At 73.6% G+C, this 22,653-nt stretch carries 19 protein-coding genes; 6 read left to right on the plus strand and 13 right to left on the minus strand.

From position 1 onward, the window contains the following. Positions 1–259: 259 nt before the first annotated feature. The 7 genes from ACVWNX_RS18570 to lxmK form a co-directional block, all read right to left on the minus strand. On the minus strand, positions 260–1,516 hold the full coding sequence (locus ACVWNX_RS18570) for an ABC transporter permease (RefSeq protein ID WP_454408349.1): 1,257 nt from the start codon (positions 1,514–1,516) through the stop codon (positions 260–262). Next, entirely contained in the window at positions 1,513–2,559 is a 1,047-nt protein-coding gene (locus ACVWNX_RS18575) for an ABC transporter ATP-binding protein (RefSeq protein ID WP_454408351.1), read from the minus strand. Before ACVWNX_RS18575 ends, ACVWNX_RS18570 begins: the two co-directional genes overlap by 4 nt. A 143-nt stretch (positions 2,560–2,702) precedes the next feature. Further along, positions 2,703–3,533, minus strand: coding sequence for a class I SAM-dependent methyltransferase (locus ACVWNX_RS18580; RefSeq protein ID WP_454408352.1), 831 nt, complete (start codon positions 3,531–3,533; stop codon positions 2,703–2,705). A gap of 76 nt (positions 3,534–3,609) precedes the next feature. Next, the gene (locus ACVWNX_RS18585; protein ID WP_454408353.1) at positions 3,610–4,275 is read right to left on the minus strand and encodes a flavoprotein; all 666 of its coding nucleotides are present in this window, start codon (positions 4,273–4,275) and stop codon (positions 3,610–3,612) included. After that, entirely contained in the window at positions 4,272–6,047 is a 1,776-nt protein-coding gene (locus ACVWNX_RS18590; RefSeq protein ID WP_454408355.1) for an ABC transporter ATP-binding protein, read from the minus strand. Before ACVWNX_RS18590 ends, ACVWNX_RS18585 begins: the two co-directional genes overlap by 4 nt. Positions 6,048–6,123: 76 nt before the next feature. Continuing rightward, positions 6,124–7,170 carry a T3SS effector HopA1 family protein gene (locus ACVWNX_RS18595; RefSeq protein WP_454408356.1) on the minus strand — a complete coding sequence of 349 codons (1,047 nt, stop codon included), beginning with the start codon at positions 7,168–7,170 and terminating at the stop codon, positions 6,124–6,126. Continuing rightward, entirely contained in the window at positions 7,167–8,333 is a 1,167-nt protein-coding gene (lxmK, locus tag ACVWNX_RS18600) for a class V lanthionine synthetase subunit LxmK (protein WP_454408358.1), read from the minus strand. The genes ACVWNX_RS18595 and lxmK overlap by 4 nt, the downstream gene beginning before the upstream one ends. Before the next feature lie 1,491 nt (positions 8,334–9,824). Between lxmK and ACVWNX_RS18605 the strand changes: the two genes are divergently transcribed. The 3 genes from ACVWNX_RS18605 to ACVWNX_RS18615 all read left to right on the plus strand — a co-directional run bounded on the left by ACVWNX_RS18605 (position 9,825) and on the right by ACVWNX_RS18615 (position 13,219). Further along, positions 9,825–10,748: an alpha/beta hydrolase family protein gene (locus tag ACVWNX_RS18605; protein WP_454408360.1), complete on the plus strand. Its 924-nt coding sequence runs from the start codon at positions 9,825–9,827 to the stop codon at positions 10,746–10,748. A gap of 471 nt (positions 10,749–11,219) precedes the next feature. Next, entirely contained in the window at positions 11,220–12,500 is a 1,281-nt protein-coding gene (locus tag ACVWNX_RS18610; protein WP_454414828.1) for a sensor histidine kinase, read from the plus strand. After that, entirely contained in the window at positions 12,497–13,219 is a 723-nt protein-coding gene (locus ACVWNX_RS18615; protein ID WP_454408361.1) for a response regulator, read from the plus strand. The genes ACVWNX_RS18610 and ACVWNX_RS18615 overlap by 4 nt, the downstream gene beginning before the upstream one ends. Positions 13,220–13,440: 221 nt before the next feature. On the opposite strand, the gene ACVWNX_RS18620 is transcribed toward ACVWNX_RS18615, so the two are convergent. Together ACVWNX_RS18620 and ACVWNX_RS18625 are read right to left on the minus strand one after the other, a co-directional pair. After that, positions 13,441–15,051, minus strand: coding sequence for an ABC transporter permease (locus ACVWNX_RS18620; RefSeq protein WP_454408362.1), 1,611 nt, complete (start codon positions 15,049–15,051; stop codon positions 13,441–13,443). A gap of 41 nt (positions 15,052–15,092) precedes the next feature. Then, positions 15,093–16,022: an ABC transporter ATP-binding protein gene (locus tag ACVWNX_RS18625; RefSeq protein ID WP_454408364.1), complete on the minus strand. Its 930-nt coding sequence runs from the start codon at positions 16,020–16,022 to the stop codon at positions 15,093–15,095. A 93-nt stretch (positions 16,023–16,115) separates the two neighbouring features. On the opposite strand from ACVWNX_RS18625, the gene ACVWNX_RS18630 reads away from it, so the two are divergent. Continuing rightward, the gene (locus ACVWNX_RS18630; RefSeq protein ID WP_454408366.1) at positions 16,116–16,682 is read left to right on the plus strand and encodes a GbsR/MarR family transcriptional regulator; all 567 of its coding nucleotides are present in this window, start codon (positions 16,116–16,118) and stop codon (positions 16,680–16,682) included. A 509-nt stretch (positions 16,683–17,191) separates the two neighbouring features. Here the strand turns inward: ACVWNX_RS18630 and ACVWNX_RS18635 are convergent. Continuing rightward, the gene (locus tag ACVWNX_RS18635; protein WP_454408367.1) at positions 17,192–18,022 is read right to left on the minus strand and encodes a diacylglycerol kinase family protein; all 831 of its coding nucleotides are present in this window, start codon (positions 18,020–18,022) and stop codon (positions 17,192–17,194) included. Between the two features lie 184 nt (positions 18,023–18,206). On the opposite strand from ACVWNX_RS18635, the gene ACVWNX_RS18640 reads away from it, so the two are divergent. Continuing rightward, positions 18,207–19,490 carry an adenylosuccinate synthase gene (locus tag ACVWNX_RS18640; RefSeq protein WP_454408369.1) on the plus strand — a complete coding sequence of 428 codons (1,284 nt, stop codon included), beginning with the start codon at positions 18,207–18,209 and terminating at the stop codon, positions 19,488–19,490. 206 nt (positions 19,491–19,696) lie between these two features. On the opposite strand, the gene ACVWNX_RS18645 is transcribed toward ACVWNX_RS18640, so the two are convergent. Beyond that, on the minus strand, positions 19,697–20,746 hold the full coding sequence (locus tag ACVWNX_RS18645) for an LLM class flavin-dependent oxidoreductase (protein WP_454408370.1): 1,050 nt from the start codon (positions 20,744–20,746) through the stop codon (positions 19,697–19,699). A 219-nt stretch (positions 20,747–20,965) separates the two neighbouring features. Between ACVWNX_RS18645 and ACVWNX_RS18650 the strand changes: the two genes are divergently transcribed. Continuing rightward, positions 20,966–21,256: a hypothetical protein gene (locus tag ACVWNX_RS18650; RefSeq protein WP_454408372.1), complete on the plus strand. Its 291-nt coding sequence runs from the start codon at positions 20,966–20,968 to the stop codon at positions 21,254–21,256. Positions 21,257–21,301: 45 nt separating this feature from the next. Here ACVWNX_RS18650 and ACVWNX_RS18655 read toward each other — a convergent pair whose 3' ends face one another. Then, a complete protein-coding gene (locus ACVWNX_RS18655) occupies positions 21,302–21,790 on the minus strand; it encodes a MarR family winged helix-turn-helix transcriptional regulator (RefSeq protein ID WP_454414829.1) in 489 nt (162 codons plus the stop codon). A 118-nt stretch (positions 21,791–21,908) separates the two neighbouring features. Then, positions 21,909–22,583 carry a DJ-1/PfpI family protein gene (locus ACVWNX_RS18660; protein ID WP_454408374.1) on the minus strand — a complete coding sequence of 225 codons (675 nt, stop codon included), beginning with the start codon at positions 22,581–22,583 and terminating at the stop codon, positions 21,909–21,911. Positions 22,584–22,653 lie beyond the last annotated feature (70 nt).

Here is a 22,653-nt window from a genome sequence, read left to right on the forward strand (position 1 = left end):
CCCGGCCGCACCCGGACGGGACGGCGGTGGCGGACGGCCCACCCAGGGGGACGGGCCGACCGCCACTCCGTGGCGCGCTCCGCGCGGGCTCAGCCGCGGTTCTTCCGGATGCCGGCCCAGACGGCGATGGCGAGGACGAGGGCGATGACGATCCACAGCGTGGTGCTCATGGGGTTCTCCTGTTTCGGTGAGGGGTGGTTCGGTCGTTCGGACGGTGGAGAGAGGGGGCGGGCGGGGCGGTCCGTCCCGGTCGCGTCGGTCAGCGGCGCCGCAGGGCGACCGCCAGCGGCACTCTGCTGCCGCTGGAGAGCACGCTGTTGGCGTACGCCCGGCCGGCCAGCCGGACGAGCGCGACCAGGGTGACCGCGGCCAGTGACAGGGAGAGGGCCACCTGCCAGAGGGGGGCGGTGCCGAGGACCATCCGGGCGGGCATCAGCACCGGGCTGAGGAGCGGCACCAGTGACAGCCACTCGATCACCGGGTCATGCGGATCCCGGCTGAGCAGGGCGAGGCCGAGCACGAACGGTGCGGTGATCAGTACCATCACCGGTTGCACCACGGGTTGCAGGTCCTCCTGCCGGGCCACCCGCGCCGCCGCGGCGGCCAGGACCAGCGCGAAGATCAGAAAGCCCAGCAGGAACCAGACCCCGATCGACAGCACCGTGCCGGCGGCGGCTGCCGGGAGGGCCACGACGCCCGTCACCTCCACCACCAGGACGGCGGAGCCGCCGAGCACCAGGAGCTGGGCCGTGCCCACCACGGCGACGCCGACGACCTTGCCGACCAGCAAGTGCCACGGCCGGATCGTGGAGAGCAGCAACTCGACCACACGGCTCGTCTTCTCCTCCACCACCCCCTGCGCGAGCATGATCCCGAAGAACACGAAGAAGGCGTACAGCAGCCCGGTGGAGGAGAAGACCAACGCGAACTGCTGGGCGGCGCTGGCGCCCTCCGCTTCCAGGGCGTCGACTTCCACCCCGGCCGTGGCGACCCGTTCCCGGAACGCCTTCGGGTCCGTGCCGAGCCGGGTCAGTTCGGCGTCGGTGCGGTGGTGGACGAGGGCGGAACGGACCACCGCGAGCAGGTCGGCGTCGATCCGCCGTTCGACCCCGATCCGTAGTCCCCCGTCCGCCGTCACCGTCACCACGGCATCCAGCGCGTCTTCCCGGAGCGCCGCTCGGGCGCCCTCTCCGCCGCCGTGCGGGGCGGCGACGAAACGAACCTCGGTGCCGGTGGCTCCGGCGGCCTGGACGAGCGCCGGGCGGAGCGCGGACGCCGTGCGGTCCAGCCCCACGGTGGCCGGGCCGTCCCGGACGAAGCCGATGATCAGCGCGTAGACGCCCAGGGCGGCCAGCAGGCCGACGGTACTCAGAAGGAACGAACGGGTGCCCAGGCGGCCGGTGATCTCCCGCCTCGCGACCAGGCCCACCGCCCGTCGTGCGGACAGCGCCCCGGTGTACGGCGGTGGCGGGAGGTCGTGCGGGCCCTTCGGGGCCGCGGACGGTTCCGCGCTCATTCCTGTGCTTCCTTGACCGTCGGGGAGGGGGCCGGGGCGGTGCCGCGGGGAGCGGCGGACGCCTCCGCGTCCGGGCGGTGTCCGGCCCCGGCCCCGACGGCCGTCCCGTCCGCCGTGGGTGGAGGCGGCGCGGCGGCACCGCCTCCACCGTCCCGCCCCGCCACCTCGCGGTAGAGCCGGGCCAACGAGGGGCGTTCGGGGGTGAAGGCGAGGACCGGGCCGGTGGCGAGCGCGGCGCGCAGCACCCGCTGCGCGTCCACGTGTGCCGCGAGCCCAAGCCGCCATCGGGTGCCCTCGCGTGCGAGGACCCGTACGTCCGGCAGGCCGTCGGTCCAGTCCCCGGAGGCTCCGGGAGCGTCCACCAGGAGGTGGCGGTCGGCGGAGGCGCTCAGCTCGTCGATCGTTCCGCAGGCCACCAGGCGGCCCTGGCTGACGATGCCCACCCGGTGGCAGATCCTTTCCACCAAGGCCAGCTGGTGGCTGGAGAACAATACGGGGACGCCGTCCGCGGCGGCTTCGGCGAGCACCTGGCCCATCACGTCCACCGCGAGCGGGTCGAGGCCGGAGAACGGTTCGTCCAGGACGAGCGCCCGTGGACGGTGGACCAGCGCGGCGGCGAGCTGCACCCGCTGCTGGTTGCCGAGGCTGAGGTTCTGCACCTCGTCCCCGGCGTGGTCGCCGAGGACGAGCCGGTCGATCCAGCGTTCCGCCTCGTGCCGGGCGGCCCGGGAGGACAGCCCGTGCAACTCACCGAGGTAACGCAGCTGCGCCGACACCTTCATACGGGGATAGAGCCCGCGTTCCTCAGGCATGTACCCGAAGCTCCGCCGGACGGCGAAGTCCGCCGGACGGCCGTTCCAGCGGACCTCGCCCGCGTCCGGGGTGAGCACCCCCAGCACGATGCGCATGGTGGTGGTCTTGCCCGCGCCGTTGCCGCCGACGAAGCCGAAGAGGTCGCCGCCGCGGATGTCGAAGGTCATGTCCCGTACGGCCCGCCGTCGACCGTAGCTCTTGCTGACGCTGTCGACTTCCAGAGCGGCCATCAAGATCCACACCCTCTCAAAGTGTGCTGCCAACCCTTCCGAGTGTTGCGTTAACCTATCACTCCGTCAAGGTGTCGCTATGGCAGTTGGGTGGTGGCCCGTTACCTTCACGGCTCCTCGCGCCGGGAGGGGCGGTGGGCGGATCACCTGGGGAGGCGTTCCAGGACGGTGATGTGCTTCTCGGTGGCGTCGGTCACCGGGCGGCGGTCCCAGTCCCCCCACCGCCGGGTCACCCGCAGCCCCGCCAGCCTTGCCATCACGTCGAGTTCGGCGGGCCAGGCGTAGCGGGACACCTCCGGGACCTTGCGGATCCCGCCCGCGCCCACCAGCGTGTGCACCACGAGCGCGGACTGGAGTGAGCGGTTGACCTGCACGGTGTCGATCAGCAGGGCGTCCGGGGCCAGATGCCCGATCCGGGTGGTCGCCTCCGTCAACTGGTGGTAGGTCATGGGGTCGTACGTCTCCAGGACGGCGATCCCGTCGTCCGACAGCGCCTCCCGGACCCCGCGCAGACAGGCGATCTGCCGCTCCTGGTCGGGCAGCATGAAGAAGGTGTTGAGCGCGATCAGTACGATCTCGTACCGGTCCCGGACCTTCAGGGCGCCGAAGTCGCCGACCTCGGTGGTGACGGTGCCGGTGGTGTCGTTCGCGGCCAGCTTCCGCAGCATCGCCGCAGAGGCGTCGACTCCGTGGACCCGGTACCCGTGCCGTGCCAGCGGCACGGCCAACCGTCCCGTACCGACGCCCAGTTCGAGCAGGGTGGCCGGTGCCGGGCGTTCCCCGGCCAGGAAGGCGACCACCGCGTCGACGATGGGTCCCGAGGTCGCGTAGAGCAGGTCGTAGACGTCCGCCAGCGATTCTCCGTACGCGCTGCTGCCCGGTGCGGGACCGGCCTCCGGATCCGGGCCGGACCACGGCGCGGCCGGCTGGTCCGGGCGGCTGTGTGTGGAGTCCGTGGGTACCTCGGTGGACATGGTCTCCCCTTTGGTGTGGATGACGAGGGACGAACGGTGGACGGCGACGGGTGGGGCGGCGGCGCCGCGGCGGGAGTCACGGGGCCGGAGCACCCTCCCCCGGGGCCGCCGGCGCCCCGCCCGCCAGACGGGCACGCAGTCTCTCGACCGCGGCGAGCACCTCGGGGAAGGCCGCTGGTGCCCACGCGTCGAGCCGCCCGGTGGTGGTGCTGCGCCCCGGGTGCGGTGGCACGACGGTGACCCGGGGACGGTCGGACAACCGGCGCAGATGGTCCCGGTAGGCGGCGCTGCGGGTGCCGCCGGGCGGCAGTGCGGGAGCCAGCGCCACCGGGGCGGAGGTGCACTGGAGCGCCAGCAGCACGGGGGAGTCGCCGAGCCCGAGCGCCAGCCGGGCCAGGAAGTCGAGCGTCGCGGGGACGACGACCACCGCGTCGGGCCACTCGGCCAGGTCGACGTGCCGGGCGCGCGGCTCCGGCTCCCCGGGCCACCGGTCCTGGAGGACGTCGCCGCCGGAGAGCGCCACCAGCGCGTCCCGGGTGACGAAGCGCTCCGCGGTGCGGGTCAGCGCGTACCGGGTCCGCACCGCCGGCCGGTTGGCGGTCAGCCAGCTCGCCCAGAACGGCAGGTGCGCGGCGGTGACCGAGCCCGTCCCGACCACCAGCAGCCGACGCACCCTCCCGGGCCCGCCCCCCGGGTCCCCGGCCTCGTGCTCCGGTCCCGTTCCAAGGGCGCGCGCGGTCATCGGGCGCCCCCCACCGGGCTGGGCGCCGCCGGGCCGCCGCGCAGCGTCTGTCCGCGCGTCAGCTCCCGGTAGACCGGGGAGGAGGCCAGCAACTCCTCGTGGGTGCCGCGCGCCACCACCCGCCCCCGGTCCACCACGATGATCTGATCCGCGTCCTGGACCGTGGAGATGCGATGGGCCACCGCTATCACGGCGTGGTCCGCGGCGAGTTCCCGCATCATCAGCCGCAGCCGTTCCTCGTTCTCGCTGTCCAGCTGCGAGGTCGGCTCGTCGAAGAGGACGATCCGGGATTCGCGCAGCAGGACGCGGGCCGCCGCCAGGCGTTGCCGCTGCCCGCCGGACAGGTCCTCGGCGCCGCCGAGCCAGGTGTCCAGGCCGTCGGGCAGCGCGGCCACCGCCTCCCGCAGGCCCAGGCCGTCGAGCACCCGCCAGAGATCCGCCTCGTCGAGGTGGCCGTCCCGGCCGAGTTCGAGGTTCTCCCGTACGGTGCCCTCGACCAGGGTGAAGCCTTGGTCGACGTAGGTGACGCACGCCCTGAGCTGGTCCAGCGGCCACTCCTCCACAGGCCGCCCGCACACCGAGATCCGTCCCGACCCCGGCAGGTGGAAGCGTTCGATCAGGTCGAGCAGGGTGGTCTTGCCCGCCCCCGAGGCGCCGACGATCGCCGTCAGGCCCCGCGCGGGCACGCTGAAGTCGACCGCGCGCAGCACCGGACGGCCGCCGTCGGAGTAGTCGACTGCCGAGAACGTGACCGCGGGGGCGGAGTCCACCGGCGTCACCGGTGTCCTGGCCCCGGTGCCCTCCGGTGCCAGGGTGAGCACGCTGTTGAGACGGCCCCGCGCGGCGAGACCCGCCTGCATCCGGGCGTAGCCGGAGACGAGCATGGTCAGCGGGGAGACCACCTGGAGCAGGTAGACGATGAAGGCGGCGAAGTCGCCGATGCCCAGGTCGCCCGAGGACAGCCGGGCACCCGCGGTCACCATCACGGCCACGATGGAGAGTTGCTGGCCCAACTGCATCGTCGGCCCGACCAGCGCGGTGTAGCGGGCCACCGACACGGCGGCCCGGCGGGCATCGTCGACCGTGCGCTCCAGCGACGAGGTGACCTGGCGTTCGGCCATGAACGCCTTGACCGTCCGGAGCGACAGCACCGCCGCGGTCATCTGCTGCGCCATCAGACCGATGGCGCCCTGTTGGCGCTCCACTCCGCCGCGGATCGCCCGCACCGAGAGCCAGACACCGATGCCCGCGAGGGTGAAGGTCCCCAGCACCACCAGCAGGAGGGGCCAGTCGAGCAGCCCCATCGCGACCAGGGTGCCGACCGCGAGGAGGAGCGAGGCCGGGATCTGGGTGACGCCCACGTCCGTCACGGCACGCAACTGGGAACTGTCGGAGCTGGCCCGGGCCACCAGGTTGCCGGTGCCTTCCCGGCGGGCCCGGCGCAGCGGCAGCCGCAGGATGTGGGTGGCGACGCGCAGCCGGGCCTCGGCCACCAGCCCCTCACCGGCCCGGGCCAGCAGGAAGCTGCTCAGCGCCGATGCGGCACCGGCACCCACGGCCAGTCCCGCCATCCGCAGCAGCGGGCCCGCTGGCGGGGCGTCGACGGCGAACGCGGTGACCAGGTCGCGCACCTCCATCGGCATCCGGAGGGTCGCGGCGGCGGCGACCAGACTCAGCAGGACCGCCATGGCCACGGCGGTCCCCCGGCCGCGTACCAACTGGGGGAAGACCCGCAGTTCGCCGGGCTCCGTCGGATCGTGCTCGATGGACATCCTGATGCGTCTCCTCGTGCGATCGGGAGGGCGGACCGGTGGCGGGCGGGGACGGCAGGCCGCTACGGAACGGCTCTCAGCCGGGGGTCGGCCGCCAGGGCCAGGCAGCGGAGTCGAGATTGCGCGCGGGGTCGCCCGGATCGACGTTGCCGGCGACGCAGGCGTCGGCCAGCCCGCCCGCGGTGGGACGCTCCAGGCCGTCCGCCGCGGCCTGGACGTATGCCCGCGCGACCACGTGTGCCCGGTGCTCGCCGAAGCTCAGGGAACGCATGCCGGTCCGGTCGTCCCGTGGTTCCCAGGCCGCGGTCACCCCGGGCGCAAGCGGGTGGGCGAAGGCCCCGTCCCGCCCGTCGGGGACCTCCGCGCCGTGCGCCGCTTCGGTGATCGCCGGGGCCGCGTGCCAGGCACCGGGTCCGAGGTAGACGACCATGCCGTCGTTGCGGGGCAGGCTCTCCGGATTCGAGATGATCTTCGCCCGGTAGGCGACGCGACGTTCCTCCAGGGCACTCAGCACGGTGTGCCACAGCCGGGGCGCCCGATCGGGGTCGGTCACCCGCAGGTAGATCCGCAGCAGCTCCCCGGGGTCCGGCCGCCCGGTGCCGCCGTCCACCAGGAAGAACCCGGGCGAGACCAGTGGGCGGGCCGCCGGCAGCCGGAGCGTCACCACCTGCGGTCCGTCCCCGGCTTCGTGCGGCCCGCGCGTCGGCACCGACGGGGGCACCGCCACGCGCAGCCCGTCCAGCTCCACCACCCGGGTGCCGTCCGGTGCCCTCCCGGGCAGCAGGACGGCGGGCACCCGGGTCTCCCGGTGCGGGGTGGCCCGGGCCAGCCGCGCCTCGTACTCCGGGGCGCGCAAGGTGCGGGGCACGGGAGCGTCCCGCGTCCCGCGCCCGGTGTGCAGCACCTCGTAGAGGACGCGGGCCAACGCGTAGCGCGTCGCCGACGGGGACTCGGACACCACCTCGTCCTCGTCGCCGGTGGCGCCGTCGGCGATCCAGACGGTACGGCCGTCCGGTGAGATCCGCACGCCCGCCAGTGCCCTCAGCAGACCTGGCGCGAGGACCGGTCGCGGCCCGGTGGCCTCGGCGCCGTCCGTCGCGGGGTGACCGGTGCCGGTCGTCATGCCGCCTCCCCGAGGCCGACCGCGGAGACGGAGTCCCGCGGGTCCAGCAACGCCGTCCGCCCGATCCCGGCGGCGGCCCGGACGATCGCCGAAAGCCTGCCGTTCTCGCGGGTGGAAGCGATCAACCGGTCGATCAGGTGCCATCCCGCGTAGCCCGTCGCCCGGACCGGGGTGTCCTCGTCCCAAGGGCCCCCGGCCGCGCGGTAGCCCGCGACGAAGGCGCGCACCAACGGTCGCGCGCGCCGGAGTTCGGCGTCCCCGCGCTCCACCACCTCCCGGTGGGTGAGCGGTTGGGCGAAGCCGTCGTCCTTCTCCTGGGACGGGATCCGCAGCACCGCGCGGTGCAGCCATTCGCCGACGTACGCGCCGACGTCCCGGGCGGGGTCGCCGAGACGGAACTCCTCCCAGTCGTTGACGAGCAGCCGTCCGCGCCCGGCGGAGTCCGACCGGCCCTGTGCCGTGGCCGGTTCCTCGATCAGGTACTGGTCGAGCCGGAGGTCACCGTGGACGGGCGCCCGCGGGGCCCGGACCTCTGCGGCGCGCATCCGCTCCAGTGCCGCCAGGAGACCGGGGTCCCGCTGGAGCAGACCCCATGCCTGGACGAAGGCGGCCGTGGCGCCGACGTAGAGGGGCAGGGGCAGCGCGCGGAGGTCCTCCACCGGAGGGTAGGGATGCGGATCGGATTCCGGGAAATCCTGCGGACGGACTGGCAGCCGGTGGAGTTCAGCGAGGGTCCGGCCAGCTCGTTCCGATAATTCGGCAGTGAATTCGTCAGCTGCGGCAAGCTCGCTTCCCGAACGTGTCCCGGAGAGCATCTCGTAGACGAGGATCCTTTCCTCGTCGTCGCCGCCGAGGAAAGCGGGGCGCGCGATCTCGGTGTTGGCCCGCCGAGCGACCTCTTCAAAGGTCATGAGGCGGCGGTAACGTTTGAGTGTTTCTCCCGGAAAACCCTTCAGTCGCTTCACGAAGACGGGTTCGCCGGTGTCTGTTACTCCCGCCCAGTTGTCGTTCCGTCCTGGATAGGAGAAGACTTCCGAGTCGCTCAGTGACCCGAGCTCCAGTCGGGCCAGCAGATCCTGCACCGGCTTTGCCAGGGGAGTGTCGACGGGGACCGATGGCGGTCGGCCCTGAGGATGGGGGCTCTCATCGCTTTCCACCGTCATTTTCTATCGCGGGCCCGGAGCGCGGACAATGCGTTGACCGATATCGGCCACCGGTCCGTGGTGCCCCCGGAGGGGGAGCCGGGCCGCTCCGGGGGAGGAGGAGGTCTCCGGCCCCGGGTGCCGTGGCTGGGGGCCGCCGCCCACCGAACCGACTGGTGGAGCGGCGGCCGAAGAGCGTCTCAGAGGATCTTCCGGCGGACCGCCCACACCACCGCCTCGATCGGGGTTTGCACGTCCGCCTGCTCGCAGATCACTCGTAGTTTGCGGCGCAGAGTTCGGTCGCTCATCCCGGTCCTGCGAGCGATCTGCGCCATGGTACAGCCCTCGGAAAGGAGCTTGAGTATAGTGCGGTGCTGGGATTCGATGCGCACATCGACTACCAAGGCTTGTTTCCCCCTGTGTCCGGTTCCGGACCGATCGCTCTCCTTGTGCAGGCGTGCTTGGTGGTGGATCGGGCTGTTGTGGGGGGAACGAGTTCCATGAATGTCTGCACACTCCGTCAGAGAGTATCTCGGCGGCTTTTCGCCGACCCGGTATCACCTAGTGCGCGCTATCGCTGACTCTCGTGGCCGTCCGCCTGCTTCGCCGATGCTCCGACCTGGTTGTGTTCTGTCGGGGGTGGGTGGTGAGCAATGTGGAGGGAAACGGTCGACGTTCACGTACGGATGGCAGTTGAAAGTCGCACCAGGGGTGTGATTCGAACACGGTACCCAGGTAGGTGTATAAGCTAAACAGCTGACACGTTGAATGGCGCCAGAGTTGACTGGCGGTCATTTCGCGACATGTCGGCCGTGCTTCCGGCGCCAGCGGTACCACCAGTCGGTTCGGCGGGCGCCGTCCCCGATCGTGTGCTCCGGGTTCCTCTTCGGCTGCCCGCCCCCCGCACCCGGACGGGGCACGGACCGAACCGACCCGGGTCGGGGGCCGCCTGAGGGTGATCTGCCACGGAGAGGAATCCCATGAACGGGCACGGTACGTCACCCCGGGGTGGGCCAAACCATCAGTGAGAAGCGTTCGTCGCGCTGTCGACGCCACGATCGACGGGATATCGCCCCGCCATGCGGAGGTGTTCCCGCACCGGGCCCGCATGTCCGGGTGCTCCATACACGCGTCAGCGACGCCAGCGCGGCCCCGATGCCGCCGCCGGTGCGCACGGACCCTGCGGAGGGCTCCTCCGAAGCGCGGTTGTCCGGAACGCGCCGGGTCGCCAGGATGACCGCGCCGGGTCCGCGTGGAGGCTACGCCCCCTGTGGGCCGGGGGCGATGGCAGCCGGGTGATCAGGGGTGGGGCGGCCATCGGGCGTCCACGACACGCGGGCCGCGCCGCGCGGAGCGGTTCCGCCGCGACGGGGAATCCGCCGACGAGTCCGGGGCGGAACCGTTCGGCCGACCGGAACACGGCCCCCTGCTTCCCGTGTCCGCCGGAAGCCGCGTCCGGGCGCGCTTGGTAGCGTCCGGAAGTCGGAATCCGCCCGTACGGAAGGACGGAAGATGTCAGACGGCGAGGGAGCCGGGCCCGGGTCCGGACCGTGCGACGCGGCGCGGGCCGCCGCCGAAGAGGCGTCCGCGTTCTCGCATCCGGCCGTGGCCCCGGACGCCACCGCCGCGTACGGTCCGCACCCCGACCAGGTGGTCGACTTCCACGCACCGCGCCGACGGGACGGCGACGAGGGCCCCGTCCCGCTCGTCGTCGTGCTGCACGGCGGCGCCTGGCGGGCGCCGTACGACCGCGCGCACATCAGCCCCTTCGCCGGGTACCTGGCGCGCACCGGACTCGCGGTCGCCTCCGTCGAGTACCGGCGCGGCGCCGCCCCGCTACCCGCCCAGCGGCCGGACGCCGCCGCCGGACCCGTCGCCGGGCGCTGGCCCGACACCCTCGACGACGTGGTGGCGGCCCTGGACGCGCTGCCCGCGCTCGTCCGCCGGGCCCTGCCCGCCGCCGACGTCCGCCGCACCGTCCTGACCGGGCACTCCGCCGGGGGCGCGCTCGCCCTGTGGGCCTCGGCCCGGCACGCGCTGCCCGTCGACAGCCCCTGGCGGCTCGCCCGGCCGCCCGCCCTGCGCGGGGTCGTCGCGCTCGCCCCCATCGCGGACTTCGCCACCGCCACCGCGCTCGGCGTCTGCTCCGACGCCGCCCGTCAGTTCCTCGGCGGCCCCGCCGGGTACGAGGAGCGGCTGCCGTACGCGGACCCCGCCGCCCTGCTGCCCACCGGCGTCGCCACGGTCCTCGTCCAGGGCGCCGACGACCGGGACGTTCCCCGCGCGGTCGCCGACGCCTACGCGGAGGCCGCCGCCCGCGCCGGGGAGGAGGTCGGCCTGACGGTGCTCCCCGGCGTCGGGCACTTCCCGCTGATCGACCCGGCGGCGGACGCCTGCGCGGTGGTCGCGGAGGAGATCGCCCAGCTAGCCTGGTGAGCCCGGCGGGCTTGGTGGTCCGGCGGGCCTGGTCGGTCCGGCAAGTCTCGTGGGTCCAGTAGGTCTGATGGGTCCAGTCGGTCCAGTCGGTCCAGTAGGGCTAGTAGGGCTAGTCAGTCCGGTGGGTCCGGCCGGTCCAGTAGGTCCGGTGGGGCTGCCGTACCCGTGGGGTGCCGCCGTACCACCCGGCGTGGGCGTCGCCGTGCCGCCCGGCGTGGTGCCGCCCGGCGTGGGCGCCGTACCGCCGGGGCCGTCGCGCGACGGCCCCGGGTAGTACCTGAGGGGGACGCCCCACAACCCGCCTCACTGGGGACGACCCGTCCCCTTTCCGCCGCTTACCTTCGTAGGGTGACCGAGTCCCAGCGGATACCGTTTCCGCCCCCGCAGCAGAGTCCGAGCCCCAGTCCCAGCCCCGGCCCGACGGGTGCCCCCTCGGGCGCGGCGGCCGGGTCCCGCAACCCCGAGTACGAGATGCTCAAGAACGTCTTCGGGGGGCTGTACGAGGACCTCTTCAACGACGCCTTCGCCTACCGTCCGCTGGCCCCGCTGGGCCCGGAGCGCCGTCTCGCCTCCTGGTTCGGCGGGCGCGGCAAGTGGACGCCGCACGCCCTGGTCGCGGCCGTCGCGGGGCTCACCTGGATCGTCGGTTCGGCGCACGCGTACGACGTCTCCGACCTCGCGACCCTGATCATGGGCGGACTGCCCGCGCTGGTGATCCTGCTGACGCTGGTCCGTCCGGTGCTCGCGTTCTTCGCCTCGCTGGCCGCCGTCCCGGTGCTGCTGGTGATCGGCGAGGTCTACGGCGGGACCTGGCCGTGGACCGACACGGGGTTCTTCGCGCACCTGGTCGTGATCGCCGTGGTCACGCTCCGCACCCGGCTCCAGACGGGACTCTGGATGTGGGCGCTGACCTCGGTGTTCGCGGTGGCCACCAGTTCCGGCGGCGGGTACGAGAACAACGCCGACCCCGGATCGATGATCGCGATGTCCGGGGTGCTGGTGCTGCTGCTCAGCATCTGGCACGTGCGGCGGGAGGCGCGGCTGAAGGTGGCGGTGGCGGAGCGGGAGGTGGCCGCCGAGCGCACGGTGACCGCCGTCGAGCGCGACCGGCGCACCCTGCTGGAGGAGCGCACCACGATCGCCCGCGAACTCCACGACGTCGTCGCCCACCACATGTCCGTGGTGGCGATCCAGGCGGAGGCGGCCCCCTACCGGGTGGAGAACCCGCCGCCGGAGCTGGAGCAGGCGTTCCTCACCATCCGGGAGAACGCGGTCGCCGCCCTCACCGAGCTGCGCCGGGTCCTCGGGGTGGTCCGGGCCGAGGACTACGAGGCCCCCGACGCCCCCCAGCCCACCCTCGCCGACCTGGACTCCCTGCTCGCCAACGTCCGCGACACCGGTCTGGAGGTCACCAAGACGGTGACCGGCGCGGTCCGGGAGCTGCCGCCGGGCGTCGAGCTGTCGGCGTACCGGATCGTCCAGGAGGCGCTGAGCAACACCCTGCGGCACGCGCCGGGCGCGGCGGCCTCCGTCGAGGTCGGGTACGTCCTCGGCGGCCTCGGGCTGCGGGTGGTGAACGGTCCGGCGCGCGGACTGGTCAAGCCCTCGCCGGGCGCCGGGCACGGGATCACCGGGATGCGGGAGCGGGTCGCCATGCTGGACGGCGAGATGACCGCCGGGGAACAGGAAGACGGCGGCTACGAGGTCGCGGTGTTCCTGCCGGTCCGCGCGGTGGCGGAGGAGTCGGCGTGACGATCCGGGTGGTGGTCGTCGACGACCAGATGATGGTCCGCGAGGGCTTCTCGGTGCTGCTCAACGCGATGCCCGGGATCGAGGTCGTCGGGGAGGCGGTGAACGGCCGGGAAGCGGTGGAACGGGTCCGCGAACTGTCCCCGGACGTCGTCCTGATGGACATCCGGATGCCCGAGATGAACGGCATCGACGCCACCCGGGAGATCGTCGCCGCCGACGGGGGCACCGGCGCGGGCGGAACCGGCGGTACCGGCGGTACCGGCGGTACCGGCGGGACCAAGGTGCTCGTCCTGACGACGTTCGACCTCGACGAGTACGTCTACCAGGCGCTGCGCGCGGGCGCCTCCGGCTTCCTGCTGAAGGACGCCTCCGCCCGGCAGCTCGCGGAGGGGGTGCGGATCGTGGCCGCCGGGGAGGCGCTGCTCGCGCCGAGCGTCACCCGGCGGCTGATCACCGAGTTCTCCAAGCTCTCCGACGAGCCGAGGACCCTGGCGGCGGCGCGGAGCGCGTACGGGGAGCTGACCGAGCGGGAGACGGAGGTGCTGGTGCTGATCGCGCAGGGCCTGTCCAACGCGGAGATCGCCTCCCGGCTGGTGGTGGCCGAGTCGACGGTGAAGACCCACGTCAGCCGGGTCCTCGTCAAACTGGGCCTGCGCGACCGCACCCAGGCCGCCGTCTTCGCCTGGGAGGCCCGGCTGGTCACCCAGGGGCCCGGCTGAGCCCCCGCCCCGCCGGGCCGCCCGTGCCCGGGCCACGAGCGGCCTGAGCCACGAGCGGACCAGGCCGCGAGCTGTCCGGGCCGGGAGCGTATGGGTCACGAGCCGTCCGGGCCGGGAGCGTACGGGCCGCGAGCCGTCCGGGCCGTGAACGTACGGGCCGCGAGCCGTCCGGGCCGTGAACGTACGGGCCACGAACCGCCCGGCCCCGTGAACGGAAGGGCTCACGAAGGGACGAGGTCGCGGCGGCGGAGGGCGGTGAGGCCCGCCGTCACCAGGGCCGCCGCCAGCAGCGTCAGCGCCACCACCGGGGTCCACCGGAGGTCCTCGCCGGGGAGCCTGGGCAGGTGTCCGAACGGGGAGAGGTCCAGCACCCACCCCGGTACGTCCAGCGCGGGGCCGATCCAGCCCAGCAGCAGCGCGCCGCCCGCGACCCCCCAGGCCAGCGGGGCCAGCCGGGGGGAGGCCCCGGTCAGCAGGACGGCGAGTGCCCCGATCACCCACACCGCCGGGAGCTGGACCAGCGAGGCGGCCAGCGCCTGGCCCGGGTCCCGTCCGTAGCCGAGGGCGAGGCCCGCCCCGCTCAGCAGCAGGAGCAGCGCGGAGCCGCCGAAGGCGACCGCCAGATGACCGGCCGCCCAGCGGATCCGGCCCAGCGGCGCGGCCAGCAGCGGTTCGGCGCGTCCGGAGACCTCCTCGGCGCGCAGCCGCAGCACCGCCGAGGCCGCGTACACCCCGGCGACCAGCCCGAAGATCCCGGCCATCGTGCCGAGGAACGCCTCGGTGACGGCCGTGGCGCCGCCCATCCGCTGGAGCAGCTCCCGGGTCCGTTCGTTCTCGCCGACGAGGTCCGCCACCCCGGTGGTGATCCCGCCGAAGACGACCCCGCCCACCAGGAACCCGGCGCCCCAGCCCGCCAGGGCGCCGCGCTGGAGCCGCAGGGCCAGCGCCCCGGCGGTGCCCAGGGCGCCCCGGGCCGGTCCGGGGCGGGCGGGCAGGAAGCTCATGCCGACGTCCCGGCGGGCGGCGAGCGCGAACGCGGCGGCCGACTGGGCGAGGACGGCGGCGACCGGCGGCAGCAGCGTCCACCAGCGCTCACCGGCGTAGGCGCGCAGGTGCTCCGTCCAGCCGAACGGGGAGAGCCAGGTGAGGACGGAGGACCCGTCGGCGGTCCCGGCGTCCCCGGCCGCGCGCAGGACGAACGCCGCGCCGAGCACCCCGGCGGCGAGGCCCCGGGCGAGCCGTCCGCTCTCGGTGAGCTGCGCGGCGACGGCGGCGGTGGTGGCGAAGAGGACCCCGGCGGCGCCGGTGCCCAGTCCGAGCGCGAGGGCCCCGGCGCCGCCCCGGCCCCACATCCCGGCGGTGATCAGCAGGGCGAGCGCCGCGTTGGCGAGGACGGCGGTCAGCAGCGCGGCGGTGAGCGGGGCGCGGCGGCCGAGGACGGCGGACGAGAGGAGTTCCTGACGTCCGCTCTCCTCCTCGTCGCGGGTGTGCCGGACGACGAGGAGCAGGCTCATCAGCGCGGCGAACACGGCGGCGAAGACCCCGACGCGCATCGCGGTGAGCGCGCCGACCGAGTCCCCGAACGCCGGTCCGTACAGGGCGCGCAGGGAGCCGTTGGCGGTGACGGAACGGGCGAAGTCCGCGCGTTCGGCGGCCGTTCCGTAGAGGCCGTCGATGGTGCCGGGGACGCTCAGCACCATGGCGGCGATGGCGGCGACCCAGACCGGGAGGACGATCCGGTCGCGGCGCAGGGCGAGGCGCAGCAGGGTTCCGGTGCCGGTGAACGGTCCGGAGCGCGGGGCGCGGGCGGACGTCCCGGATGTCCTGGACATCCCGGACGTCCCGGACGGGGTCGGGGCGGGGGCGGGGGCGTTCACCGGGTCACCGCCGTGGGGCCGCCGTCCGCGCCGCCGTCGACCTCTTCGGTCTGGTAGTGCCGCAGGAAGAGTTCCTCCAGGGTGGGCGGGGAGGCGGTCAGCGAGCGCACGCCGGAGGCGGTGAGGGCGCGCAGGACGCCGTCGAGCCGGTCGGTGTCGACCTGGAGCCGGACGCGGTGGCCGCTGACCCGCGGGTCGTGGACGCCGGGCAGCCGGTCGAGGCCGTCGGGCGGGGCGGCGAGTTCGGCGCTGACGCTGGTACGGGTGAGGTGCCGCAGATCGGCGAGGGAGCCGCTCTCGACGGTGCGGCCCCGGCGGACGATGCTGACCCGGTCGCAGAGCGCCTCCACCTCGCTGAGCACGTGGGACGAGAGCAGCACGGTGCGGCCCCGGTCGCGTTCCTCGCGGACGCAGTCCTGGAACACCTCCTCCATCAGCGGGTCGAGGCCGGAGGTGGGCTCGTCCAGGACCAGCAGGTCCACGTCGGAGGCGAGGGCGGCGACGAGGGCGACCTTCTGACGGTTGCCCTTGGAGTAGGCGCGGCCCTTCTTGGTGGGGTCGAGTTCGAAGCGTTCGACGAGCCGGTCGCGGCGGGCGCGGTCGAGGCCGCCGCGCAGCCGTCCGAACAGGTCGATCACCTCGCCGCCGCTGAGGTTGCGCCAGAGGGTGACGTCCCCGGGGACGTAGGCGACCCGGCGGTGCAGGGGGACGGCGTCGTGCCACGGGTCGCGGCCGAGGACCTGGGCGGCGCCGCCGTCGGGGCGGAGCAGCCCGAGGAGGACCCGGATGGTGGTGGACTTCCCGGCTCCGTTGGGCCCGAGGAACCCGTGGACCTCGCCCGTCCGCACGTCGAGGTCGAGTCCGTCGAGGGCGCGGGTGCGGCCGAAGGACTTGCGGAGTCCGGACACGGTGATGGCCTTCGTCATGATTCGGAAGGTACGCTAGTTTCAGAAATTTGTGAAGATAGGAAAGCGTATAACCTCCTGACCAGGCGGCCGGGCGCGAGGAGATGATCAGGCATGACGGAGAACGCCCACGGTTCGCCGCTGGACGAGGGGTTCCGGGGGGACCCGGGTCCCCGGCGGGACGAGGGTTCCCGGCTGGACCCCGGTTCCCGGCGGGACGAGGCCGGGGTCGCGCACTTCGTCGAGCACTTCGCCGCGCAACTCGTCACGGCGGGCATGCCGCCGATGGCCGCGCGGGTCTTCGCGTCGATCCTCGCCTCCGACCGGGGCTCGATGACCGCCGCCGAACTGGGCGAACAGCTCAAGGTCAGCCCGGCCGGGGTGTCGGGCGCGGTGCGGTACCTGGCGCAGCAGCACATGGTGACCCGGCAGCGGGAGCCCGGCTCGCGGCGCGAGCGGTACGTGGTGCACGGCACCCAGTGGTACGAGGCGCTGACCAACCGGGACGCGGTGCTGAAGCGGTGGGCCGAGGCGATGCGGGAGGGGGTCGTCAGCCTGGGCGCCGACACCCCGGCGGGACGCCGGGTGGCGGAGACGCTGCTCTTCTTCGAGTTCCTGGAGCGGGAGCTGGCGGACCTCATGACCCGCTGGCAGACCCACCGGTCCACCCTGAACCTCTGACCCTCCGCCCCGCCCGGCGCCCCTTCGGGCACGCCCTGCCGGGCCCGGTCGGCCGGGTGCGGGCCCGCTGTGGCCGTCCGCGCAGTTCCCCGCGCCCCTTCGGGCGCGTGCCACCCGTTCTCCGTGGTCCGGTGCGGGTCCGCCGTGCCCGCTCGCGCAGTTCCCCGCGCCCCTGACGGGGCCCGACACCCCCGCCCGGCCGGGCGCCCACCAGGGGCGCGAGGAACCGCGCGAGCAACCTCCCCCAACGGAAACCCGACGACCGGCCCCCGGGAGGACCCCGTCAGGGACAGCACCCCCGGGCCGGTTGGGCGCCCCACCAGGGGCGCGGGGAACTGCGCGAGCAACCGCCCCCGGCGGAGAGCCGGCGACCGGCCCCCGGGAGGGCCCCGTCAGGGACAGCGCCCCTGGGCCGGTTGGGTGCCCAAACAGGGGCGCGGGGAACTGCGCGAGCGACCCACCCCGACGGAAACCCGACGACCGGACCCCGGACCCCGGACCCGGACCCCTCAGACCCCCCGGGGCAACGTCAGGACCCACCCCCCGTCCCGAGCCGTCCACGTCCGCCGCCGAACCGGGCCGGAGGCCACCGCGTCGGCCCGGTACCGGAAGTCCGCCCCGGACACGCTCACCACCCGCCCCCGCGCCCGCGACACCCTGGCCCCCGCCCCGGCGGCGGCCAACCGCACCTCGACCTCGCACCCCCCGCCCTCGCCCGGCGCCAGCCCCACCGCCTCCACCGGCGCCCCGAGGTCCACCACGGTCCGCCCGTCCACCTCCACCCGCACCCGCACCGAGGCCCCCGCGTCCCGGGCGGCCACCGAGGAGGAGACCCCGAGCACCCGCGCCCAGCCGGTCCGCAGCCAGCCGCCCCGGGCGGCGGGCGAGGACGGCGGGACGGGATCGGTCCCGTCCCCGCAGAGGATGCGCAGCCCGCCGAGGACCACCCCGTCGCTGTCGTCCACGAGCAGGTGGAGCCGCCGCCCGGTGCCCTCCAGCACGGCCCGCGCCGCCCCGACCGCCCCGGTGGGGACGCCCAGCGACTTCGCCAGGGAGACCTCGCCCCCGACGGGCACCAGGGCCAGCGGGGTGCTGTCGAGCACCCGTTCCCGGTGGAGCAGGGCCACCGTCCGCCGCAGGGCCTGGTCATCACCGATCACAACCGGTCGCCGGGTGCCCCGGCGGGCCAGGGAACGGGCGAACTCCTCGGGGCCCTCCGGCAGGCACACCTTCACGCCCGCACCCCCGCTGAGCACGTCTTTCGCGATCCGGACCGACTCCCCGTCGTGCCGCCGGGCGACCGGGTCGACGAGGACCAGCAGCTGGTCGGAAACCGACACCTCGGTCCTTCCTCGCTTCCTCGGGTAGCATCTTTGTGCAAGAGCCCCTTGCGCTATTGCGCCAGGGGCTTCGTCTATTCCGGGGCACCGGTCCGACGGGTTTGCGGCCGACGAGGGTCGCCGGGGTGTGCGACGCGTACGCCCCTGACCCTGGACATGCCCCGCCCGGAAGGGGTGTACGCCTGTGCCCGCACTTGTGCTGCTCGGTGCTCAGTGGGGTGATGAGGGCAAGGGGAAGGCCACCGACCTGCTCGGTGGTTCGGTCGACTACGTGGTGCGCTACCAGGGCGGCAACAACGCCGGCCACACGGTCGTCGTGGGCGACCAGAAGTACGCGCTCCACCTGCTCCCCTCCGGAATCCTCTCCCCGGACTGCGTTCCCGTCATCGGCAACGGCGTCGTGGTGGACCCGTCGGTCCTGCTCTCCGAGCTGAGCGGTCTGAACGACCGCGGCGTCGACACGTCCAAGCTGCTGATCAGCGGAAACGCGCATGTCATCACGCCGTACAGCGTTATCGTCGACAAGGTCACGGAACGTTTCCTCGGCAAGCGGAAGATCGGCACCACCGGGCGCGGCATCGGCCCCACTTACGCGGACAAGATCAACCGGGTGGGCATCCGGGTCCAGGACCTCTACGACGAGTCGATCCTGACCCAGAAGGTCGAGGCGTCCCTCGACTTCAAGAACCAGGTGCTGGCCAAGCTCTACAACCGCCGCGCGATCGCCGTCGGCCAGGTGGTGGAGGAGCTGCTCGGCTACGCGGAGCAGATCGAGCGGTACGTCGCCGACACCACGCTGATCCTCAACAACGCGCTGGACGAGGACAAGGTCGTCCTGTTCGAGGGCGGTCAGGGCACCCTGCTCGACATCGACCACGGCACGTACCCCTTCGTGACCTCGTCCAACCCGACCGCGGGCGGCGCCTGCACCGGCGCGGGCGTGGGCCCCACCCGGATCAGCCGGGTCATCGGCATCCTGAAGGCGTACACCACCCGGGTCGGCGCCGGTCCGTTCCCGACCGAGCTGTTCGACGAGGACGGCGAGGCGCTGCGGCGCATCGGCGGCGAGCGCGGCGTCACCACCGGCCGGGACCGCCGCTGCGGCTGGTTCGACGCCCCGATCGCCCGCTACGCGACCCGGGTCAACGGGCTGACCGACTTCTTCCTCACCAAGCTCGACGTGCTCACCGGCTGGGAGCGCATCCCGGTCTGCGTCGCGTACGAGATCGACGGCAAGCGCGTCGAGGAGCTGCCCTACTCGCAGACGGACTTCCACCACGCGAAGCCGGTCTACGAGGAGCTGCCGGGCTGGAACGAGGACATCACCGGCGCCAAGTCGTTCTCCGACCTGCCGAAGAACGCCCAGGCGTACGTGAAGGCGCTGGAGGAGATGTCGGGCGCCCCGATCTCCGCGATCGGCGTCGGCCCCGGCCGCACCCAGACGATCGAGATCAACTCCTTCCTCTGATCCTGATCCTGATCCTTCCTCCGGGTCGCCCCGGATGAGGACGACGAGTGCCCCCGACCGGTCCGACCGGTCGGGGGCACTCGTCGTCGCGACCGGTCGGACCGCAGGTCCGGGCCCCGGCCGGAAGACGTCCGACCGGAGGAACTCCGGGGCGGAGGAGGCCCGGCAGGAGGGGCCGGCGGAGGAGGGGACGGGGGCGGGGGCGGTCAGCCGAAGGCGGGCATGATCCGGTCGTGGATCAGCCGCAGCTGCTCCCGGGTCTCCGGCACCTCCGGCAGGTCCCGTCCGGTGAAGGCCCGCACCAGGGTGCGGTCGGTGACCGCGCAGATCACGTGGTTCACCCCGGCGGGCTCGATCTCGGTGCGGATCTTCTCCAGACACTCCTCCGGGGTCCCCGACACGGAGAGCCGCTCGGCCACCTCGGGCGAGGTCAGCTCGATGCCCCGGGCCAGGTCCCCGTCCCGGATCGCCGCGATGGCGGGTTTCAGCTCCCCGGGGTCGACACCGTTGCGCAACAGCTGCTCCTCGGGCATCGCCGAGGCGTAGATGCCGACCATGCTGCGGGCCGCCTCCCGCGCGGCGGCGGAGTCCTCGGCGGTGGCGAAGACCACCCAGGCCCCGATGTCCAGGTCGGCGACGTCCCGTCCGGCGCGCTCGGCGCCGATCCGCAGATGGCGGACCATGTACTCGTACGCCTCGCGGGTGTAGCTCAGCGCGTGGTGGACGCCGTCGGACAGCTCGCCCGCCGCCTCGAAGGTCCGGGGCCCGCGCATCCCGCCCAGCTTCAGCGGCAGCCGTTCCTGGACCGGCCGGGCGAAGGTGAACAGCCCGTCGTACCGGTAGAACTCCCCGTCGAAGGTGATGGCGCCCTCGTCCAGCAGGGTGCGCACCACATGGAGCGCCTCCTTGGTCCGGGACAGGGGCTTCAGCCCCGCCGGGTCGATCCGGTACTGCTCCAGCAGTCCGGTGTTGCCGCTGGAGAGCACCGCCTCGGCCCGTCCGCCGGAGAGTTCGTCCAGGGTGGCCACCGCCTGCGCCACATGGCTGGGCTCCCGCAGCAGCACGGGGGTGACACTGGGGCCCAGCCGGATCGAACGGGTCCGGGTCGCGGCGGCGGCGAACAGCACCCAGAGGTCCTTGTGCCAGGTCTCGTCGGCCGCGTAGCAGGCGTGGAAACCGAGTTCGTCGGCCAGCTCGATGGAGGCGAGGGCCTCACTGACGGAGTGGTCGGGCAGCATCGCGTAGCTGAACTTCATGGAGGGCATTGTGGGAGCGGCCCAGGGGCACGGCCATCACTTACGGCGCTTTTCGGTCATTTCAGTCCGGCCTCACGCGGTGTGCCGCGCCTCAGGCGCACCGCACGCCCCGGCCGTCGTCGCCGCCCCCTTCGATCGATCAGAGGGCGATTCCCGCTTTTAGGAATATTCTGGAGAAAAAGGGGAACGGGGGGACAGTCCCAGTCGAGGTGAGTTGCGATGCGTGTGATGCTCCGGGCCACTCTGGACACCGAGAAGGGCAACGAGCTGCTGCGCAGCGGCAAGATGCCGCATCTGATCCAGCAGACCATGGACCACCTCAAGCCCGAGGCGGCCTACTTCCTCCCGCTCGGCGGGCGGCGGACCTGTCTGCTGGTCCTGGACCTCGAAGACAGCTCCGACCTGGTGCCCGCCGGGGAGCCGTTCTTCATGGAGATGGGCGCGGACGTCGAGGTGCTGCCCGTGATGAACGCGGAGGACCTCCAACGGGGCCTGGGCAAGCTCGGTTGACCCGTCCCTGACCGTCCCGTCTCCGGCCCGGCCCCGCCTCGGGCCCTACCCCCGCCCCTCCCGGGCGATCCGGTCCAGCGCCGCCGACAGCCGCTCGACGGTCCGGACGGTGGCCGCGAACTCCTCGTCGCCCAGTTCGGCGGCGAGGAGCGCGGCGAACCGGGCGTGCCCCGGGCCGATCAGCTCCACCGCCGCCCGTCCCGCCCCGGTGGGCCGCAGCAACTTGGCGCGGCGGTGTGCCGGGTTGGGTGCGTACTCCGCGAGTCCCTGCCCGACCAGGACGTCCGCGATCCGCTGCACGCTCTGCCGGGTGATGCCCATGGCCCGGGCGACGCCCGCGACCGGCAACGGCTCGTGGAGCACCGCGCCCAGCACCTGCCAGCGGGCCGCCGACAGCCCGGCGGGGGCGGCCAGCTCCTCGGAGACGGCGAGGAACTGACCGTTCAGCCGGAACACCCCGAGCGCGGTGGCGCTGAGCAGGTCCTGCCGCGCCCGCCCCCTGCCCGTTCCGTCAGCCGCGCCCGTCCCGTCCACGCCGCCCGTCCTGTCGGCAGTGCCCGTACCGTCCACGGAACCCGTTCCGTCAGCCGTGCCCGTCCCGTCCGTCCCGCCCGCCTCGCTGACTCCGTCCGCCTCGCTCACCGCGCCCGCCTCACTCATCGCCGGACCCCGCCCCGGACCCGTCCCGGGAGCCGTCCTCGCCCCCGTCGGCCGCCGCCAGCACCGCGTACGCGGTCGGGTCGGAGTGGTGGAACAGCCGGTACCAGGCGTCCAGCAGCTCGCCCTCGAAGACCCCGAGCAGTCCCAGCGTCTCGCGGGCGAGGGCGACCGGCTCGGTGGACCCGGCGGTGATCAGCCCGCCGTCGGTGACGGCGTCCGTCTCCACGTACCGGGCGGCGCCCGCGTACCCGGTGGCCGCCAGATAGGGCGCCGCCGAGCTGGTGTGGGCGCGGTCGTCCAGCAGCCCCTCGCGGGCGAGCCCGGCGGTGGCGCCGCAGATCGCGGCGACCGGCACCCCGGCGTCGAGGAAGGTCCGGGCGACCCGGGCGAAGGGGGCCAGCTCGTCGCCGGTGTCCCAGCGGTCGGCGCCCGGCAGGATCAGCAGCGAGGCGTCACCGGGGGCCAGTTCGTCCAGCGCGGCGTGGGGCTGGACCCGCAGCCCGCCGATGCTGGTCACGGCCGCTCCGGTCGGGGCGACGGTGCGGACCTCGTAGCCGCCACGGGCGAGGAAGGCGGTGGTGTGCCCGGTTTCCCAGTCGGCGAACGTGTCGTAGACGGCCAGGTACACGGGCTTGCGGGGGGCGGTGGTGTGCTGCGAACCGCTCATGACGACCTCCGAGGCGCTCGGTTTGTTCGATGTGCTCGACGTGCTCGACCTTGTGACAGCAGACTGTCAT

Source organism: Streptomyces sp. JNUCC 64, from assembly GCF_054484115.1.

What these genes read in the sequence shown, in the direction of transcription:
- ACVWNX_RS18570 (WP_454408349.1), bottom strand. Translation starts at nt 1,516, where the DNA reads ATGAGCGCGGAACCGTCCGCGGCCCCGAAGGGCCCGCACGACCTCCCG.
- ACVWNX_RS18575 (WP_454408351.1), bottom strand. Translation starts at nt 2,559, where the DNA reads ATGGCCGCTCTGGAAGTCGACAGCGTCAGCAAGAGCTACGGTCGACGG.
- ACVWNX_RS18580 (WP_454408352.1), bottom strand. Translation starts at nt 3,533, where the DNA reads ATGTCCACCGAGGTACCCACGGACTCCACACACAGCCGCCCGGACCAG.
- ACVWNX_RS18585 (WP_454408353.1), bottom strand. Translation starts at nt 4,275, where the DNA reads ATGACCGCGCGCGCCCTTGGAACGGGACCGGAGCACGAGGCCGGGGAC.
- ACVWNX_RS18590 (WP_454408355.1), bottom strand. Translation starts at nt 6,047, where the DNA reads ATGTCCATCGAGCACGATCCGACGGAGCCCGGCGAACTGCGGGTCTTC.
- ACVWNX_RS18595 (WP_454408356.1), bottom strand. Translation starts at nt 7,170, where the DNA reads ATGACGACCGGCACCGGTCACCCCGCGACGGACGGCGCCGAGGCCACC.
- lxmK (WP_454408358.1), bottom strand. Translation starts at nt 8,333, where the DNA reads ATGACGGTGGAAAGCGATGAGAGCCCCCATCCTCAGGGCCGACCGCCA.
- ACVWNX_RS18605 (WP_454408360.1), top strand. Translation starts at nt 9,825, where the DNA reads ATGTCAGACGGCGAGGGAGCCGGGCCCGGGTCCGGACCGTGCGACGCG.
- ACVWNX_RS18610 (WP_454414828.1), top strand. Translation starts at nt 11,220, where the DNA reads ATGCTCAAGAACGTCTTCGGGGGGCTGTACGAGGACCTCTTCAACGAC.
- ACVWNX_RS18620 (WP_454408362.1), bottom strand. Translation starts at nt 15,051, where the DNA reads ATGTCCAGGACATCCGGGACGTCCGCCCGCGCCCCGCGCTCCGGACCG.
- ACVWNX_RS18625 (WP_454408364.1), bottom strand. Translation starts at nt 16,022, where the DNA reads ATGACGAAGGCCATCACCGTGTCCGGACTCCGCAAGTCCTTCGGCCGC.
- ACVWNX_RS18630 (WP_454408366.1), top strand. Translation starts at nt 16,116, where the DNA reads ATGACGGAGAACGCCCACGGTTCGCCGCTGGACGAGGGGTTCCGGGGG.
- ACVWNX_RS18645 (WP_454408370.1), bottom strand. Translation starts at nt 20,746, where the DNA reads ATGAAGTTCAGCTACGCGATGCTGCCCGACCACTCCGTCAGTGAGGCC.
- ACVWNX_RS18650 (WP_454408372.1), top strand. Translation starts at nt 20,966, where the DNA reads ATGCGTGTGATGCTCCGGGCCACTCTGGACACCGAGAAGGGCAACGAG.
- ACVWNX_RS18660 (WP_454408374.1), bottom strand. Translation starts at nt 22,583, where the DNA reads ATGAGCGGTTCGCAGCACACCACCGCCCCCCGCAAGCCCGTGTACCTG.